The organism is Kribbella sp. NPDC050459 (assembly GCF_040655315.1).
In the GTDB taxonomy this organism is placed as follows: domain Bacteria; phylum Actinomycetota; class Actinomycetes; order Propionibacteriales; family Kribbellaceae; genus Kribbella.
Map to the genome: position 1 here is coordinate 109,235 of NZ_JBFAJQ010000017.1, position 16,467 is coordinate 125,701.

The following is a 16,467-nucleotide window of genomic DNA, read 5'->3' on the forward strand; positions in this document are numbered from 1 at the left end:
CCACGGTAGGAACGGCGGCGCGCGGCTCCACTAGCACAAGACGCCGATCAGCTTGCACTTCGCGCCAGCGACGGTCGGCGTGATCTGCAAGTGCGTTGGCGGCTTGTGCGGGTCCGTCGCGTCGGGTCGGCGGCTAGGCTCGCGGTATGGCAGGTGACCGTTTCGACCTGGAACCGAGCATCCGGGCCTTCGTCCGGGACCTCGGGATCTCGCCGGCGCGGGCCCTGCGGCGCGCCGAGCTGCCGGCTGACCTGTTCACCCGGCAGCCCATCGAGCTCTCGGTTCCGGAGTACTACCGGTTCTGGGACGCACTCGGTGCCGAGGGTGGCGCGGATCGCGATCTCGCGGTCGACATCGGGAAGGCGATCTCCGTCGAGTTCTTCTCGCCGCCGATGTTCGGCGCGCTCTGCAGCCCGAATCTCACCGCGGCGGCGCAGCGACTCGCGGTCCACAAGCCACTGATCGGCCCGCTGCGGATCGACGTCGACGCCGGCACCGCGCTGACGATCACCTGCGTCTGGCCGCCGGGACCGAAGCCACCGATCCTGCTGGCGGCCACCGAGCTGATCTTCTGGGTCGCTCTGGCCCGCATCGCCACGCGCGAGCAGATCCGGCCCGCACGGGTCACCATGCCCAGCCCACCCGCCGACCCGTCGGCGATGGAGAGCTACCTGGGCGCCCGGGTCCGCAAGGGCAGCCGGTCGTCGATCACCTTCACCGCCGCCGATGCGGGGCGTCCCTTCCTGACCGAGAACGAACAGATGTGGCGAGTCTTCGCCCCCGAGCTCCGCCGCCGGCTCTCCGACCTGCAGGCCTCCGCCACGATCGCCGACCGGGTCCGCGCCGCACTCCTCGAGACGCTGCCGGCCGGTGACCCGTCGATCGGTGCGGTCACACACCAACTCGCCACCAGCGCGCGTACTCTCCAGCGGCAGCTCAGCCACGAAGGCACCTCGTTCCAGACCATCCTGACCAGAACCCGGGAAGACCTCGCGCGGCACTACCTGACGAACGGCGACCTGCGGACCACCGACATCGCGTTCCTGCTCGGGTACGACGACACCAACTCGTTCTACCGGGCGTTCAAGTCCTGGACCGGCACCACCCCCGACGCGGTCCGGGCCGGCTAGCTCGGTTCTTCCGGGGGATCCGGGAGCTTGGCGAGCGGGCGCTGGGACCAGGCGACGTCGTGCCAGGAATCGAGTTTCCAGCCGATGTTCCGGTAGGTACCGATGGTCTCGAAGCCGAGCGACTTGTGCAGGGCGTCGCTGGCGGGGTTGGGCTGGGTCACACCGGCGACGGCGGTGCGGAAACCGCGTTCGGAAAGCCGGTCGAAGAGGGCGTTGTACAGAGTCCGGCCCGCGCCGGTGCGGTGGTGGCTGGGCGCCACGTACACGCTGACCTCGCAGGACCAGCGGTACGCCGGACGCGGCTTCATCGCACCGCCGTACGCATAGCCGACCACGTCGCCGTCGTCCTCGAGGACCAGCCACGCATGGGTGGACTGCGCCGTCGTGATCCGCTCGGCCATCTCCTCGACCGTCGGCGGCTCGAGCTCGAACGTGATCGCGGTGCCCCTGACGTACGGCGCGTAGATGGCCGCGCAGGCCTCGGCGTCGGCAGCCGAGGCGTCTCTGACCTGAACCATGACACGATAGTAGCCACAACTGTCGCTATAGTGGCAAGCGTGATGGATGAACTGTCTCGATCCTTGGCCGCGACCGTGCAGCAGGCGCGGGTCGCCCAGGACCTGTCGGTGAACGCGCTGGCCGAGCGGTCGGGCGTTTCCCGCGCGATGATCGGGAAGATCGAGCGGGGCGAGGCGCAGCCCACCGCCGTCCTGCTCGGGAAGCTCTCGGGAGCGCTCGGCATGACGTTGTCCGAGCTGGTCGCCCGCGCGGAGAACACGGGCGACCTGCTGCGGAAAGCGGAGGACCAGCCGGTCTGGACCGACCCGGTCACCGGATACCGCCGCCGCGCGGTGTCCCCGATGACCGAAGGGCCGCTGGAACTGGTCGAGGTCGAACTGCCGCCCGGGGCATCGGTCTCGTACCCGGCCGACGCGTACATCTTCAAGTACCAGCAGCTGTGGATCCTCGACGGAATCCTCCGTTTTCACGAGGGATCGCAGATCCACGAGCTGCACACCGGGGACTGCCTGCAGCTCGGCCCGCCGTCTCCGACAACCTTCCACAACCCTGGTACGTCGGGGTGCCGCTATCTGGTCGCGCTGGTCAAAGGGCGCGGCTGAAACCACTGCGCGATCGCGTCACGCAGCCCGTCGCGTTCCGCGGTGCCGTCCTGATCGGCGGCCCAGGCGACGTAGCCGTCCGGCCTGATCAGCAGGGCGAGCGGCGTCTCGCTCCGGCCGGTGACCGCCTCCACCGGATCCGCCGCGAGGCCGGCGAACGCACCGTCGGGCGTGAGGTCGACGAGGAGCGGGCGTGCGGATCGCATCAGTTCGGCCAGCCGCACCGACCCGACCGTCAAGTCCGGCGCCCACCGGCCGACCAGCGGATGCGATCCCTCGGAGTACGTGATGTCGGCGCCGGAGATCAGGTCCGCAACGCGCTGCACGTTCCGCGGATCGGTCAGGAACTCGCCGAACAGTTTCCGCAACGCGGTCACGTCGGCGCCCGGCGCGATCAGGGCGGACTGCGCCTGCGTCTGCATGACCACGCGCTCCCCCACCGGCCGGCGCTCGGACTCGTATGTGTCGAGCAGCCCGGGCGGCGCCCAGCCCCGCACCTCGGCCGCCAGCTTCCAGCCGAGGTTGACCGCGTCCTGCAGCCCGAGATTCAGCCCCGGCCCGCCGATCGCGGAATGCACATGCGCGGCGTCGCCGACCAGCAGCACCCGACCGGAACGGAAACTCGAGGCCAGCCGACTGTTGCCGCCGACCACCCGGCGCAACTGCCGGACACCCTCACCTGTTGGTTCGGCCAACGGCAGGTGCACGCCGAGCACCCGGTCCGCGCTCTCCTGCAGCTCCTCGAACGTCATCTCCCGGTCAGGCGGGGCGTCCCACTCGCCGGTGCTGATCGCCGGCAGCCGATTCGGGAACGGCGCCCACACGAACAGGCCGCGCTCCGTCCGCTGGTGCATGAACGGCGGCACCACGCCGTACCCCGGGATCTTCAGCACTCCGTCCTCGACGTACTCCGGCGGCACCGCGGCGCTCCCGGTCCGCGACACCATCGAGTCGTTGGTCACGCCGGGAAAGTCGATTCCGGCGAGTTTCCGCGTCCGGCTGTGCCCGCCGTCGGCGCCGACCAGATAGCCGGCCCGCAGCTGGTACTCGCCGTCCGGGCCGGACAGCGTGACCGTGACGCCGTCCTCGTCCTGGGTGAATCCGGCCAGCTCGTGGCCGCGGCGGATCTCGACGCCGAGCTCGAGCGCGCGCTCCTGCAGCACTTCCTCGATGCGCACCTGCGGCACCTGCAGCAGGTAGACCGGGTTCTCCTCGAGCAGGTCGAGCGGCAGCGGCATCGCACCGAACACGAAACCGGGTGCGGGCCGAGGCGGCCCCGGCGTACCGCTCAGCCGCTCGTACAGTCCGCGCCGGTCGAGCATCCGGACCACCTGGCCCACCAGGCCGTTGGCGCGCGGAACAGTGCTGCGTTCCGGCAATTTCTCCAGCACGATCGGCCGGACCCCGGCCAACCGGAGCTCGCTCGCGAGCATCAGGCCGTTCGGGCCGGCCCCGGCAATGACGACTTCGGCATCCATGACATCCCTCCACAGGCATGACTGACCGCCCCGGCAACCCGCCGGGGTCGAGTGGTTCGATGAGTTATTCGGGGACGGGCAGGCCGGCTTCGACCTGGTCGAGCGCCGACGACAGCAGCTCGGCGATCGAGCGCGGCGGATCGGCGCGCAGCCACTCCGCCATCACGACGCCCCGAGTCGCGCCGATCACCTCGGCGACCAGCCGCGGATACATCCCCGCGGTGCCCGTCCGGTCGGCGACCGCGGCCGCCAGCTCGTCACCGGCGCGGGCGTAGGCGCGGGCGGTCGCGCCCTGCAGGGCCGGCTCGCTCATCATCAAGCGAATACCGGCGAGCCACTGCTCGTCCGGCGGCCGTCGCCCGCCGTGCCCCTCCTCGCCGAGGGCGAAGTGCTTCTCGATCGCCGCGCGGACCGCCACCCACAGCGGCTCGTCGGCGGGCCGCGCCCGGAGCTCCTCGGCGATCCGCAGGCTGCGGTCGACCTCGCGCGCGGCGATCGCGTCGGCCTTGCTGTCGAAGTAGTTGCGGAACGTCCGCAGCGAGACGCCGGCCTCCGCGGCGATGTCCTCGATCCGCACGTTGCCGTACCCGCGCTCGACGGCGAGCCGGACCGCGGCCCAGCTCAACGCGATCCGCGTCTCCTGCTTCTTCCGCTCCCGCAACCCGTCGGCCATACAGCGACCGTAGCAGAACTTGCTCAAAGAGCAAAGATGCCCTTTAGGCAACTTTCTCGGAGCAGGCTGGACTCGGCGGCCAGGCGTGGTTGGGTTGGCCCATGACCGTGTCCCTGGTGGTCTGGGTGCTGACGTTGCTCGCGATCGTCGGCCTGTTGCTGTTCGACTACTTCTTCCACGTGCGGGCGGCCCATGTGCCGACGATCCGCGAGGCCGCGATCTGGTCCGCGCTGTACGTCGGGATCGCGGTGCTGTTCGGCCTCGGCACCCTGGTGTTCGGCGGCGTCGCGATGGGGTCGGAGTACTTCGCCGGCTACATCACCGAGAAAGCGTTGTCGGTCGACAACCTGTTCGTGTTCCTGATCATCATGACCGGCTTCCGGGTGCCCCGGGAGAACCAGCAGAAGGTCCTGCTGGTCGGGATCGTGGTCAGCCTGATCGCGCGGGCCGGGTTCATCTTCATCGGCTCGGCGTTGCTGCACACGTTTTCCTGGGTGTTCTACGTGTTCGGGATCGCCCTCCTGCTGACCGCCGGGAGCATGCTCAAGCCGGAAACCGAGGAATCCCACCAGGCGCAGAACGTGGTGGTCCGGCTCAGCCGCCGGCTGTTCCGGACCTCGGAGGAGTACGACGGGGACCGGCTGACGACCGTGTCCGGCGGCCGCCGGATGCTGACGCCGATGCTGCTGGTGATGGTCGCGATCGGCGCCACCGACCTGATGTTCGCGCTGGACTCGATCCCGGCGATCTTCGGCCTGACCCAGAACGTGTTCGTCGTGTTCACGGCGACCGCGTTCAGCCTGCTCGGCCTCCGGCAGCTGTTCTTCCTGCTCGACGGGCTGCTGGACCGGCTGATCTACCTGTCGTTCGGGCTCGCGGCGATCCTGGCGTTCATCGGCGCCAAGCTGATCCTGCACGCGCTGCACGAGAACAACCTGCCGTTCGTGAACGGCGGCGAGCACGTCGAGGTGGTGGAGATCAGCACCGGTCTCTCGCTGGCGGTGATCCTGGCCGTCCTGCTGATCACGATCTTCGCGTCGCTGTTCAGCACCCGCGGGCGGACGCAGACCGCGATGGCCCACATCCGCCGGGACGCGACGGCGTACCTCGATCCGGAGTACACCGACGACCCGGCGGAGCGGGAACGCGTGTTCCGGCGGCTGCTGCGGGCCCGCGACCACATCACCGACCTGGGCCCGAAGGCCAAGCAGCAGGTGCGGAACGAGGCCGACCTGATGGACCTGTGCCGCCAGGTCGGCGAGGCGCACGCCGCCGCCCACGCCGACCACGAGATCCGCCCCAGCTTGTGAACCGGCCTAGCCTTTGACGGCTCCTGATGCGAGGCCGCTGACGTAGAACCGTTGCAGTCCTACGTACAGCACCACGCACGGGATCATCGCGATCACCGACCCGGCCACCAGCGACCCGAAGTTGATCTCGCCGTACGCGCCGGCCTGGACGTTCACCAGCGCGACGGGCAGCGTGTAGAGCTCGTCCTTGGTGAGGAACGTGAGCGCACCGAGGAATTCCGTCCAGGCCGCGAGGAACGCGTACAGCGCGACCGTCGCGGCGCCCGGCGTGATGAGCGGACGCAGGACGGAACCGAGCATGCGGAGCGTTCCGCACCCGTCGACGTGCGCCGAGTCCTCCAGCTCCACCGGCACCGACGCGAACGAGTTGCGCATCACGAACACCCCGAACGGCAGGTTCACCGTCGTGTAGAACAGCACCAGCCCGAGCAGGCTGTCGGTCAGCCGCAGAACGTTCATCTCCAGGTACAGCGGGGTCAGGATCGCCTGGAACGGGATCATCATCGACACCACGACGAGCGCGAACAGCACCGGCCCGCTGCGGAACCGGAAGCGCGCGAACCCGTACCCGGCGAGAGTCGCGAGCAGGGCCGTCAGGGCGGCGGTGCTGATCGCGACGACCAGGCTGTTCCCGACCGCCCGGAGCAGGTTTCCGGGTCCTTCGATCAGCGTCCGGAAGTTGTCCCAGGTCAGGTCGAAGAACGTTTTCCCGTCCGGGGCCGCGACGATCACGTCGTTCGGCTGCACGGACCGGAAGAGGGCCCACAGCAACGGTACGGCGAAGACCAGGAACGCGCCGCCACCGCCGATCACGTAAAACGTGTTCTTGAGTCGCATCGTCAGTCCTTCTCCCGGAGCAGGCGGAACTGGGCCGCGGTGACCAGGCCGACCACGATCACCAGCACGATCGACAGCGCGGTCGCGGCACCGAGCTGCAGCTGCACGAAGGCCCGGTTGTAGATGTACTGGACCACCGTCGTGGTGTCGGTTCCCGGACCGCCGCGAGTGAGGATGTAGAACTGCGAGAACGCGAGCAGCGAGCCGATCACCGAGATGATCACGGCCATCGCGATCGTCCGGCGCAGGATCGGGATCGTGATCTCGCGTTCCTGCTTCCACCAGCCGGCGCCGTCCAGCTCGGCCGACTCGTAGTACTCGCGCGGGATCGCCTGCATGCCGGCCATCAGCAGCATCATCGTCAGCCCGCTGACCGCCCAGACCACCAGCACGCAGATGAGCCCGGTCGCGAGCGGCCCGTCCACCAGCCAGGCCGTCGTACCGTCGGTGATGCCGAGGTCGCGGAGCACGATGTTGATCACGCCGCTGTCCGGCTGCGCCTCGAGGACGGTCACGAAGCTGAGCGTGGACAGTCCGACGACGAACGGCAGGAAGAAGACGGTGCGCAACACCGTCGAGCCGCGGCGTTTCCGGCGGACCAGGACCGCGAGCGCGTAGCCGAGCACCAGGATCGGCCCGGTCACGATGACCATGTAGAGCAGCGTGTAGAGGACGGACTTGGCGAACGCGGCGTCGGAGACGATCGCGGTGTAGTTCTTCAGCCCACTGAATTTCACGGTGCCGATCAGCGGCCAGTTGGTCAGCGAGATCACCAGCGCGAACACGAGCGGGACCAGGACGAAGACGCCGACGAACAGTACGGCGGGACTGACCAGGAGCAGCCCGGTCCGGGACGGATGCGTGAGCGAGCCCTGCCCGACCCGGCGGCCGGCAGAGGCGGCTCTGCGCGAGCCGGAGTCGAGCCGGCGGGCGCCTCTGACCGCGGTACTCATCGGCGTCCTCGCTTCGCTCCGGGCGCCGATGAGGCACGAGGTCCGCAGTGTCTGATGATGAACTCGCTGCGCCCGTTCATGCCTGCCCCTGACGGAGGATGCGGTCGTAGTTCTGCTGTGCTTCCTTCATGGCGGCCTCCAGCTCGCCGTCGAACACGGCGCGGCGGAACATCTGCAGCCACGGCCCGTCCGGCTGGTTGTAGAGGAGGTTGTAGGACAGGGTGGTCGGCGCGTATCCCTCCTGGATGCGTTCCAGCGGCAGCGTCGCCAACGGGTACTTCTCCGCGAACTCCGGGGTCCGGGCGTCCGACCGCACCGGTGTGTAGCCGCCGGCCGGCAGGTCGATCTGCTGCGGCAGGTCCAGCGCGAACTGGACGAACTCCCACGCGCCGGACGCGTTCCGGGCACCGCGCGGGATGCACATGTTGTCGCCGCCGTCGAAGAACGCGGCGCCACCGTCGGGGCCGGACAGCAGCCGCGGCGTGACCTTCTGGTGGAACGCCTTGTCGGACGCCGAGACGACCACGCTGTAGTTCGACGGGAAGATCCCGATCTTGCCGGCCCGGAAATCGCTGCCCCAGCGCGACGCGTCGTCGGAGAAGTTCGCCCTGGGCACCAATCCGTCGACCCACAGCTGCCGGTGCAGCTCGAGCATCTGCGTGACCGCGTCGTTTCCGACGATGTGTCCGGACTGGTCCGGGATCGTGCCCTGGATCAGGTCCGTGTCCGCCGCCCACACCATCGGCTGGACGACGAACCCGAGGGCGCCCGGGCTGTTCGCCGGGAAACTCCACGCGTAGATGTCGTCGCCGAGTTTCCGGAATTTCCGTGCCGCGTCGAGCAGGTTTCCGAACGTCTTGACGGCCTGGTCCGGGTCGACGCCGGCCCGGTCGCACAGCTCGGTGTTGAACCAGAACATCGAGTTGTCGGCGAGGTACGGAACGCCGTACACCCGGTCGTCCTTGGTCGCCAGCCGCAGGTGGCCCGGGCTGAGCTTGTCCCGGAAGTCCAGGACGGAAAGCGGTTCGGTGAGGTCGGTGAACGCGTCGCGGTAGATGAACAGCATCGAATTGATGTCGTCGATGTCGACCAGGTCCGGCACACTCCGGCCGCGGATCGCGGTTGCCAGCTTGGTCACGTACTGGGCGTCCAGGACCGGTGTCAGCTCGACAGTGAGCCGGTCCTGCGACGCGTTGAACTTCTTCACCAGGTCGGTCAGGCCGCTCTGCGTCGCCGCACGGCACCACACCTGCACGGTGCCGGTGGCGTCCTGCCCGAAACCCGCCGCCTGGACGTCGGGTGCGGGCAGGACCGAGCTGCAGCTCGACGTCAGACCGGCCCCCGTCATGCCGGCCGCCGCAGCGGCCGACACGCCGAAGAACTTCCGCCGGGTGAACACGTCAGGCCCTGGGCAGCCAGACGCGCATGGCACCGATCTCCCGGTTCGCCCACGCGTAGTACGGGATCGCGGTGACCTCGACCTCGTCCCCGGTCGAGTCCTCGACACCCACCTCGAACGACCAGCCGGGCCGATGACCTGTACCTGCTCGTCCCTTGGCCTTCAGCACTGTCACTCCGTCCAGGAGATTCGTGCTCTCGGCAACAGGCGCGTCGGGTACCAGATGCAGATCGTCGACGTTCGCCTCGTTGTCCGCCTGCTCGACGGCGTACACCAGCGGACCGCGCTCCAGTGCGACGCAACCACGCACCGCGTCGATCCGAGGATCCGCCCCGACGACCCTGGACTCCAGTGGCAGCTGGAGATCGATCTGCGCAGCCGTGACGCGAGCGTAGGTGCCGGGCTCGACGCGTTCGCCGTTGACGGTGGCGCCTTCCGCCCACGCCGGAATGCGGAGGTCGACCACCGCCGGCGCCGCGCTGGTGATGCGGACCGCGCCGTCCCACGGATAGTTCGTCTCGACGGTCAGCTCCACGTCGCCGGCCTTGATCGTGCCCGCGGCGTACTGGTGGATCTGGACCGCGTCGTCGCCGGTGGTCGCGAGGTAGCCGTCGAGACTCGACAGCGTGCGCATGATGTTCGGCGGGCAGCACGCGCAGTCGAACCAGCCGCGCCGCCCGTGCGCCGGGCTCCGGCCGGTGTCCGGGTACGCCGCGCCACGCAGCTGCAACGGGTTGACGTAGAAGTACTCCGAACCGCCCAGCGACACGCCGGCCAGGAAACCGTTGTACAGCATCCGCTCGATCGCGTCGCCGTACGCCGCCTCGCCGGTCGCGAGCAGCATCCGCCAGGCCCACTGGATTCCGCCGATTGCCGCACATGTTTCCGCGTACGCACGGTCCGGCGGCAGCTCGTACTCGTCGCCGAACGCCTCGCCCTCCCAGCGCGCGCCCAGCCCGCCGGTGAGGTAGGTCTTCGTGGACCACATGTGGTCGAACTGCCGCTTCAAAGCGTCGAGCAGTTCGGCGTCACCGGTCTCCAGCGCGACGTCGGCCGCACCGGCGGCGAGGTAGACCGCGCGGACCGAGTGACCCTCGACGCTGGTCGCCTCGCGGACCGGGACCCGGTCGGAGAAGTACGCCGGCGAGTGCCCGTGCCGCTCGATGATCCCGTGGCCGCGGGCCTCGACGAACCACGTGGCCAGGTCCAGGTACGCCGCCGTACCGGTTTCTCGATAAAGCTCGACCAGGGCCATCTCGATGACCGGGTGACCGTCGACGTCGACGGTCTTGCCGTCGCCGAACGTCGCGACGAGGTGGTCGGCCAGCTTGGTCGCGACGTCGAGCAGCGCCCGGTCACCGGTGCAGCGGACCTGCGCGACGGCGGCCTGGATCAGGTGGCCGGCGCAATAGTGCTCGTGGCTCCAGACGAGTTGCTGGTAGCGGCCCTCGTCGCCGTAGCGGAGCTGGACGACCGAGTCGAGGTACCCGTCCTCGCGCTGTGCGGCCGCGACGACCGCAGTCAGCTCACGAATGCGCCGCAGCAGGTCGTCGTCGGGGTTGCGCCCGTACTCCCACGCGGCGGCTTCGAGCCACTTGTAGACGTCGGAGTCGGCGAACACCGGGCCGATCGCCTCGCCCTCGCCGATACCGGCGGCCAGGCGGAGGTTGTGCAGGTTGCCGGCCTTCTCGAGCTGGTCCTGGCCGCTGGGGATCGCGTCCGCGCCGTTGCGGGCCTGCCGCGGCGCCCAGAAGCCGCCGGTGATCGCGACCTGACCGAGTCCGAGAGGGTGCCGGCGGCCCTTCGCGGTGGCCGCCGGAGTGCGGGAAGTGCTGACAGTTTCCGGGGAAGAGCTCATCAACCGTGACTCCTGAGTTAGGAAAATCCGGAACACGTTTTCCTGGACGAAGGTAGAGAGCCGAACGCGTCAGGTCAACCCCTGCCTGTGGATAAACTCCGGGCCGGTCGCGATCCGTGCGGTACTGTGCCGGAAACCTCGGAAAGGAGTTGCTGCATGGCGTCACGGATCATCCGCGTGCCCGGGATCAAGGACGTGGCCGCGCTGGCCGGTGTCTCGGCGAGCACGGCGTCGAAGGCGCTGAACGACACCGGGCAGCTCCGCGCGGAGACCCGCGAGCGCGTCCGCCGGGCGGCCGACCAGCTCGGTTTCCGCCCCGACAGCCGCGGTCGCGCGCTCGCGTCCGGGCGCAGTTTCACGGTCGGCCTGATCACGACCGACAGCTCCGGCCGGTTCAGCATACCGATCATGCTCGGCGCCGAGGACGCGTTGAGCGCCGGCGAGATGGCCCTGGTGCTCTGCGACACCCGTGACGACCCGCTCCGCGAGCAGCACTACCTGAAGTCGCTGGTTTCCCGCCGGGTGGACGGCATCATCGTGACCGGTCGCCGGACCGAGGCGCGCGAGCCGATCGACGTACCGATCCCGGTGGTGTACGCGTTCAGCCCGTCGACCGATCCGGACGACACGTCGGTGATCGTCGACGACCACGGCGGCGCCGCGTCGGCCGTGCGCCACCTGCAGTCCCTCGGCCGGGAGCGGATCGCCCACGTCACCGGTCCGGAGTCGCATCTCAGCGCGCAGATCCGCGCGGCGTCGACGATGGGCGCCGCGCGGGCGGGCTTCGTCGGCCAGCCGCTGTACGGCGAGTGGAGCGAGCGCTGGGGACGGCACGCGGTCGACGTGCTGCTCCGGGCCGAGCCGACGGTGGAGGCGATCACCTGCGGCAGCGACCAGATCGCCCGCGGCGTCTGCGATCGCCTGCGCGAGCTCGGCCGCTCGGTGCCGGACGACATCGCGGTCACCGGCTTCGACAACTGGTCGGTGATGGCACTGGCCAGCCGGCCGCCGCTGACCACCGTCGACATGGAGCTCGAGGAGCTCGGTCGCCGGACCGCCAACCTGCTGCTCGACGTCATCGCCGGAGAACCGCGCCGCGGTCAGCTGATCCTGCCTACCCGTCTGATCACCCGGGAGTCGACGCTCGGCACGTGACGGCACCGGACACGTCGCATGGTTCCGTTTCCGGATGGTCATCCGTTCGACTGCCGTTGGTTGCCGGTCACCGTCTAGATTGAGCCGGGTGCTGCGCAAGCTGGTGATCGGTGTGGCGGTCGTCGCCACGCTGGTGGCAGGGGTGGGGACCGCGCGTCTGGTGCTTCCGTGGACCGATCCTGCCCGGGGTGTGGTGAAGCAGTTGGCGTTCCTGCGCGCCGAGCTCGAGGGTGGCGCGGACCTGGCCGCGCAGAAACAGTTTCCGGAAGGTTTCTTCTTCCTCAACGTGCTCTACGGGCTCAGCTGGGTCCAGGTCGGCATCGACGATCCGGCGCGCTCCGCCCACGCGACCGCGGAAGTGCGCTGGGCGCTCGACCGGATCGCCTCGGAGGACGGGACCGCTCCGTTCGACGCGTCGCTGCAACCGCGGTACGGCGTCTTCTACGCAGGCTGGACGAACTGGCTCCGCGGCGGTCTGATCGCGCTCGGCCACTCCGAGGCCGCCGACCGGGATGCGTTCAGCAGCGACTCGGTCGAGATCGCCACCGCTTTCCGGACCGCGAAGACGCCGTTCCTGGCCGCCTACCCGGGACAGGCCTGGCCGGTCGACTCGGTCGTCGCGATCGCCTCGCTCCGGCTGTACGACGCGCTGGTCGCGCCGCGCTTCGACCGGACCGCGCGCAACTGGGTGACGGCGGCGAAGACGCGGCTGGATCCGGCGACCGGGTTGCTTCCGCATCAGGTCGTTCCGCGGGTTTCCGGCGCGCGGGGCTCGTCGCAGGCCATGATCCAGCGGTTCCTGGCCGACATCGATCCGGCGTTCGCGCGAACGCAGTACGCGAGCTTCAAGGACAAGTTCGTCAACGGGCTCGGAGTCCGCGAGTACCCGGAGGGCACCAGCGGCCAGGGGGACGTGGACTCCGGGCCGCTGGTGTTCGGAATGAGTCTTTCCGCGACGGTCGTCGCGCTGGGCGCGGCCCGGATTCACCACGACCCGCTCGCCGATCGGCTGGCGCGGACGGGCGAGCTGGTCGGGTTGCCGTTCAGCGGGCTGAAGACGAAGCGGTACGCGTTCGGCGCGGTGCCGATCGGGGACGCGTTTCTCGCCTGGTCGACGTCTGCCCGGCCGCTGGTCGCCGCCGCCCAGCCGGAACTCGACGGCGAGTCCGGCTGGTGGCGACTTCCTTGGTTGGTGCTGCTCTGGCTACCGGCCTTGCTCCTGTGGGGCGCGCTCCGGCTCAGGCACCGCGGCCGAAGACGCCGGCGAGCGCATTGAGCTTGCGCGGCAGGTCGTACTCGGCGCCGCCCTCGTGACCGTTGTAGGTGAACACCTCGATCTGCGCGGGCCCCGCGTAGGCGTGGTAGGCCGCGAACACCGTCGACGGCGGGCAGATGTTGTCCATCAGCGCGACCGAGAACCACGCCGGGCACGTCGCACGGGCGGCGAAGTTCACCGCGTCGAAGTACGACAACGTGCCGATCGCGGTCTCGGTCTCGAACCGGTGCCCCTTCAGCCAGCGCGCGATCTCGGCGTACGGCCCGTTGTCGGTGATCTGCGAGGCGCGCCGGAAATGACTCAGGAACGGTACGTCGGCGATCGCCGCGGACAGGTCCGCGCGCAGCCCGGCGACCGCGAGCGCGAGCCCGCCGCCCTGGCTGCCACCGACCACCGCGACGCGGTCGGCGTCGACGTCCGGGCTGCTCCGCACCGCATCGACCGCGCGCACCGCGTCGGTGATCAGCCGCCGGTAGTAGTGCTTGGCCGGATCCTCGATTCCGCGGGTCAGGAAACCCGGTGCCGACGATCCGTGTCCTTCCGGCGCGATGTCCGGAGTTTCCGAAACGGTTTTTCCGCCGCCGCCCTGGCCGCGGTTGTCCATGATCAGGTGCGCGTATCCGGCCGCGCTCCAGGTGAGCCACTCGTACGGAATCCCCCGGCCGCCGTTGTACCCGATGTACTGCACGACCGCGGGCAGCGGACCGGTCCGGTGGCGCGGCAGGAGCAGCCACGCCTTGACCGGTTGACCGCCCCATCCGCTGAACGTCACGTCCTGGACCTCGACGGTCGCCAGACGTGCGTCGTACGGCGCGAACCGGGTGTCGATCGGCCGCCCGGCAGCATCGTCGAGCGTCTGCTTCCAGAACGCGTCGAAGTCCGTGGGCTCCTCCGGCTCCGGCCGGTACTCGCGCAACCGGTCCAGTGGCATATCGACCAGCATGAAGTGTTTCCTCTCAGTGGACTTCAGTGGAAGCAGGCAGTGGCGGCGTTGCCGTGGCGACCGGTGGTGTCGACGACGATGCGCCAACCGCGGCCGCGGCGGGTGACTGTGACGCCCGGATCGGCCTTCGTCAGCAGGAGATCCGGCGTGTCGAGGTCGACGGTGACCGACGGACGGGTCTGGGTCGGATCCGAGATCGCGACCGTGCCGCCGGCGACCACGACGGAGGCCGGTCCGTCGGTGGTCAGTTCGGCGACAGTGCCGGCGCTCCAGAAGTTGGCGGCCAGGACGTTCTTCATCCGGACCGCGTGCGCCGTGGAGTCGGCTCGCAGTTTCTGCACCGGAAGCTTGCCGGCGAAGGACTTCGTCGCCTCCGGCGTCGCGGTCGGCAGCTGCACGTAGTAGTAGCCCTGCGCGACCGGTGCCGTGCCGTGGGCAAACCACATGGTTTGGTATGACCGGGTGACGGGCGTGTCGGTGCCGTACTTGAGGTTGATCTCCCGCCAGGTCGCGGTCCGGTTCTCGCGCAGCGTCCGGATCGGCGTCCGGTCCGGGAAGACGTAGCCCCCGGTGCCCTCGAGGTGACACCAGCCGGGTGCCGCCGTGAACGTCTCCTGCCCGGTGCGCAGCTTGCGGTTCTCGACGATCGTCTCGACCGTGCCGTCGCCCGTGATGTCCGAGCCGACGCACACCATCACGTCATCGATCAGGAACCAGCTCTTCAGAGCCCGCAGACCGGTTCCGTACCCACGCAGGTCCATGCCGTAGGCACCGATCGTCCGTCGCGGAACCGAGGCGCCGCCCACCCAATCAGCCTCACTGGTGCTGCGGAAACCGTAGGAGTCGGCCAGTCGCCGGGTGTCGACCGTTGTCCCTGGCAACCGGTACGGGTCGACCGTCGGCCAGTAGTCGCCCGAGTAGTGGCCGAGGTCGTCGTCGTACAGCAGTACCATGCCGTCGGACAGGTGCCAGCCGTGCAGGTTCTCGGTCTGGATCGACTCGTAGTTGTAGATCCGCGACGAGTAGGCGCTCAGCCCGATCGTGAACGAGGGCCGGTGATGCGCGACCTTGTCCATCCGCGGGTACTGCTTGTGCAGCACGAGCGGGCCGCGGGCGGGTGCCGGCGATGCCAGGATGTTCCGGGCCGCCACCAGCGAGGCCGGATCCGTGACCTTCAGGAAATCCCGGAAAGTGTCTTCGGTGATCCATTGCTTGACGAGCGCGGTCAACTGCGCTGCGCGGTCGGCCGGCGCGGCCGGGATCAGGCGAAGCGTGCCTTCGACGACCGTCTGCGTCGGGGCGTGGTTCTGCTTGCTGGGCCGGGCGATCTCCCGGCCGCAGACCGAGCCCATCAGGTCACCGCGCACCATCAACGGGTCGAAGGCGTCGGTCACCCAGCCGTAGATGTTCTCGAGGTCCGGATCGGTCACGGTCCACTCGGTACCGCCGAGCAGGTAGAGCAGGGCGGAAAGCGTTCCGAGCAGTTCCTTGCCGTACCCGCCGTTGTACGGGTGCTTGTAGTGCTGCAGGAACGAGCCGTCGCTGTAGAAACCCTCGCCCGTTCCGTCGACCCGGCCGGGCGCGTCGTTGAACGCGAGCACGCTGTTCGCACCGCTGCCCTCGACGTCGCTGATCGCGTCGCGCACGCGGACCAGCGCGGCTGTGTCGCCGTCGAGGACCGCGCGGGTGGCCACCACGGTGGCGATCCAGACCCGGTTCGCGCCGGTCGCGATCTGCCGGTCGGCGCGCCACAGGTTCGGGTCCGGCGTGTAGTGGTTGATCGCCTCCGTGTACTTCGTCCGGGTTTCCGCCGGGATCGCGTCGAACAGCAGAACCAGGGTGTCGGCGAACGCGGAGGCACCGCCGATCTCCCAGTCGTAGTCGTTGTCGTAGCGCGGGAGTGTGGGGCTGTAGCGATTGGTGTACATCCAGTCGAGCGCACCGCGGATGTCGTCGGCGACGGACGCGTTTCCTTGGTACGCCGATCCGTTGGTGGCCCAGGCCACCGCGATCTGCTTGATCCGGCGGAAGTTCGACGCGACGTGGTTGGAAAGCGTTGTACTCGCGAGGTCCGGCCAGAGCGTGGTGCGGCCTGCCGAGCGGTCGAGGGTGCTGAGCGCGGACTGGGCGAGGCGGTCGACGCGGGCGATCGCTACCGCGAGGTCCGGATCACTCGGGTCGACGGTCGGCCCGCCGGTGAGCAGGGTCTGCCAGCGGAGGCGGAGCTCGTCGGTGGACCCGGCGGCCCAGGTCGGTGTGGGGAGGGCGACGAGCGCCGTTCCGCCGAGCATGCCGCCGAGGACGGTACGGCGACGAAGGGTGAAATCAGGCATG

The 16,467-nt window shown here is 69.3% G+C and carries 14 protein-coding genes; 5 read left to right on the top strand and 9 right to left on the bottom strand.

Going from position 1 to position 16,467, the window contains the following annotated elements; genetic code table 11:
- Positions 1 to 146: 146 nt before the first annotated feature.
- Entirely contained in the window at positions 147 to 1,130 is a 984-nt protein-coding gene (locus AB0I12_RS37765; protein ID WP_359939634.1) for an AraC family transcriptional regulator ligand-binding domain-containing protein, read from the top strand.
- Here the strand turns inward: AB0I12_RS37765 and AB0I12_RS37770 are convergent.
- Positions 1,127 to 1,648: an N-acetyltransferase family protein gene (locus tag AB0I12_RS37770; protein WP_359939637.1), complete on the bottom strand. Its 522-nt coding sequence runs from the start codon at positions 1,646 to 1,648 to the stop codon at positions 1,127 to 1,129. The genes AB0I12_RS37765 and AB0I12_RS37770 overlap by 4 nt on opposite strands.
- A gap of 42 nt (positions 1,649 to 1,690) precedes the next feature.
- Here AB0I12_RS37770 and AB0I12_RS37775 point away from each other — a divergent pair, with 42 nt between their 5' ends.
- Complete coding sequence (locus AB0I12_RS37775; RefSeq protein ID WP_359939640.1) at positions 1,691 to 2,251, top strand: XRE family transcriptional regulator; 561 nt, start codon at positions 1,691 to 1,693, stop codon at positions 2,249 to 2,251.
- Here AB0I12_RS37775 and AB0I12_RS37780 read toward each other — a convergent pair.
- Both AB0I12_RS37780 and AB0I12_RS37785 read right to left on the bottom strand, forming a co-directional pair.
- Positions 2,218 to 3,729 (bottom strand): FAD-dependent monooxygenase, encoded by a 1,512-nt coding sequence (locus tag AB0I12_RS37780; RefSeq protein ID WP_359939643.1) that lies wholly within the window; start codon positions 3,727 to 3,729, stop codon positions 2,218 to 2,220. The two genes, AB0I12_RS37775 and AB0I12_RS37780, sit on opposite strands and share 34 nt — an antisense overlap.
- 64 nt (positions 3,730 to 3,793) lie before the next feature.
- Entirely contained in the window at positions 3,794 to 4,402 is a 609-nt protein-coding gene (locus tag AB0I12_RS37785; protein WP_359939646.1) for a TetR family transcriptional regulator, read from the bottom strand.
- A 101-nt stretch (positions 4,403 to 4,503) separates the two neighbouring features.
- Between AB0I12_RS37785 and AB0I12_RS37790 the strand changes: the two genes are divergently transcribed.
- Positions 4,504 to 5,712, top strand: a complete 1,209-nt coding sequence (locus AB0I12_RS37790) for a TerC family protein (protein ID WP_359939649.1) — start codon at positions 4,504 to 4,506, stop codon at positions 5,710 to 5,712.
- A gap of 6 nt (positions 5,713 to 5,718) precedes the next feature.
- Here AB0I12_RS37790 and AB0I12_RS37795 read toward each other — a convergent pair whose 3' ends face one another.
- The 4 genes from AB0I12_RS37795 to AB0I12_RS37810 all read right to left on the bottom strand — a co-directional run bounded on the left by AB0I12_RS37795 (position 5,719) and on the right by AB0I12_RS37810 (position 10,759).
- Positions 5,719 to 6,549 (bottom strand): carbohydrate ABC transporter permease, encoded by an 831-nt coding sequence (locus AB0I12_RS37795; protein WP_359939652.1) that lies wholly within the window; start codon positions 6,547 to 6,549, stop codon positions 5,719 to 5,721.
- 2 nt (positions 6,550 to 6,551) lie between these two features.
- Positions 6,552 to 7,502: a sugar ABC transporter permease gene (locus AB0I12_RS37800; protein WP_359939655.1), complete on the bottom strand. Its 951-nt coding sequence runs from the start codon at positions 7,500 to 7,502 to the stop codon at positions 6,552 to 6,554.
- Between the two features lie 76 nt (positions 7,503 to 7,578).
- On the bottom strand, positions 7,579 to 8,901 hold the full coding sequence (locus AB0I12_RS37805) for an extracellular solute-binding protein (RefSeq protein WP_359939658.1): 1,323 nt from the start codon (positions 8,899 to 8,901) through the stop codon (positions 7,579 to 7,581).
- Between the two features lies 1 nt (position 8,902).
- Positions 8,903 to 10,759, bottom strand: coding sequence for a beta-L-arabinofuranosidase domain-containing protein (locus AB0I12_RS37810; RefSeq protein WP_359939661.1), 1,857 nt, complete (start codon positions 10,757 to 10,759; stop codon positions 8,903 to 8,905).
- A 156-nt stretch (positions 10,760 to 10,915) separates the two neighbouring features.
- Between AB0I12_RS37810 and AB0I12_RS37815 the strand changes: the two genes are divergently transcribed.
- Together AB0I12_RS37815 and AB0I12_RS37820 are read left to right on the top strand one after the other, a co-directional pair.
- Positions 10,916 to 11,914, top strand: a complete 999-nt coding sequence (locus tag AB0I12_RS37815) for a LacI family DNA-binding transcriptional regulator (protein ID WP_359939664.1) — start codon at positions 10,916 to 10,918, stop codon at positions 11,912 to 11,914.
- Positions 11,915 to 12,002: 88 nt separating this feature from the next.
- Complete coding sequence (locus AB0I12_RS37820; RefSeq protein ID WP_359939666.1) at positions 12,003 to 13,190, top strand: hypothetical protein; 1,188 nt, start codon at positions 12,003 to 12,005, stop codon at positions 13,188 to 13,190.
- Here the strand turns inward: AB0I12_RS37820 and AB0I12_RS37825 are convergent.
- Positions 13,153 to 14,121, bottom strand: a complete 969-nt coding sequence (locus AB0I12_RS37825; RefSeq protein ID WP_359939669.1) for an acetylxylan esterase — start codon at positions 14,119 to 14,121, stop codon at positions 13,153 to 13,155. The two genes, AB0I12_RS37820 and AB0I12_RS37825, sit on opposite strands and share 38 nt — an antisense overlap.
- A 35-nt stretch (positions 14,122 to 14,156) precedes the next feature.
- Positions 14,157 to 16,466, bottom strand: coding sequence for a polysaccharide lyase 8 family protein (locus tag AB0I12_RS37830; RefSeq protein ID WP_359939672.1), 2,310 nt, complete (start codon positions 16,464 to 16,466; stop codon positions 14,157 to 14,159).
- Position 16,467: the final 1 nt, after the last annotated feature.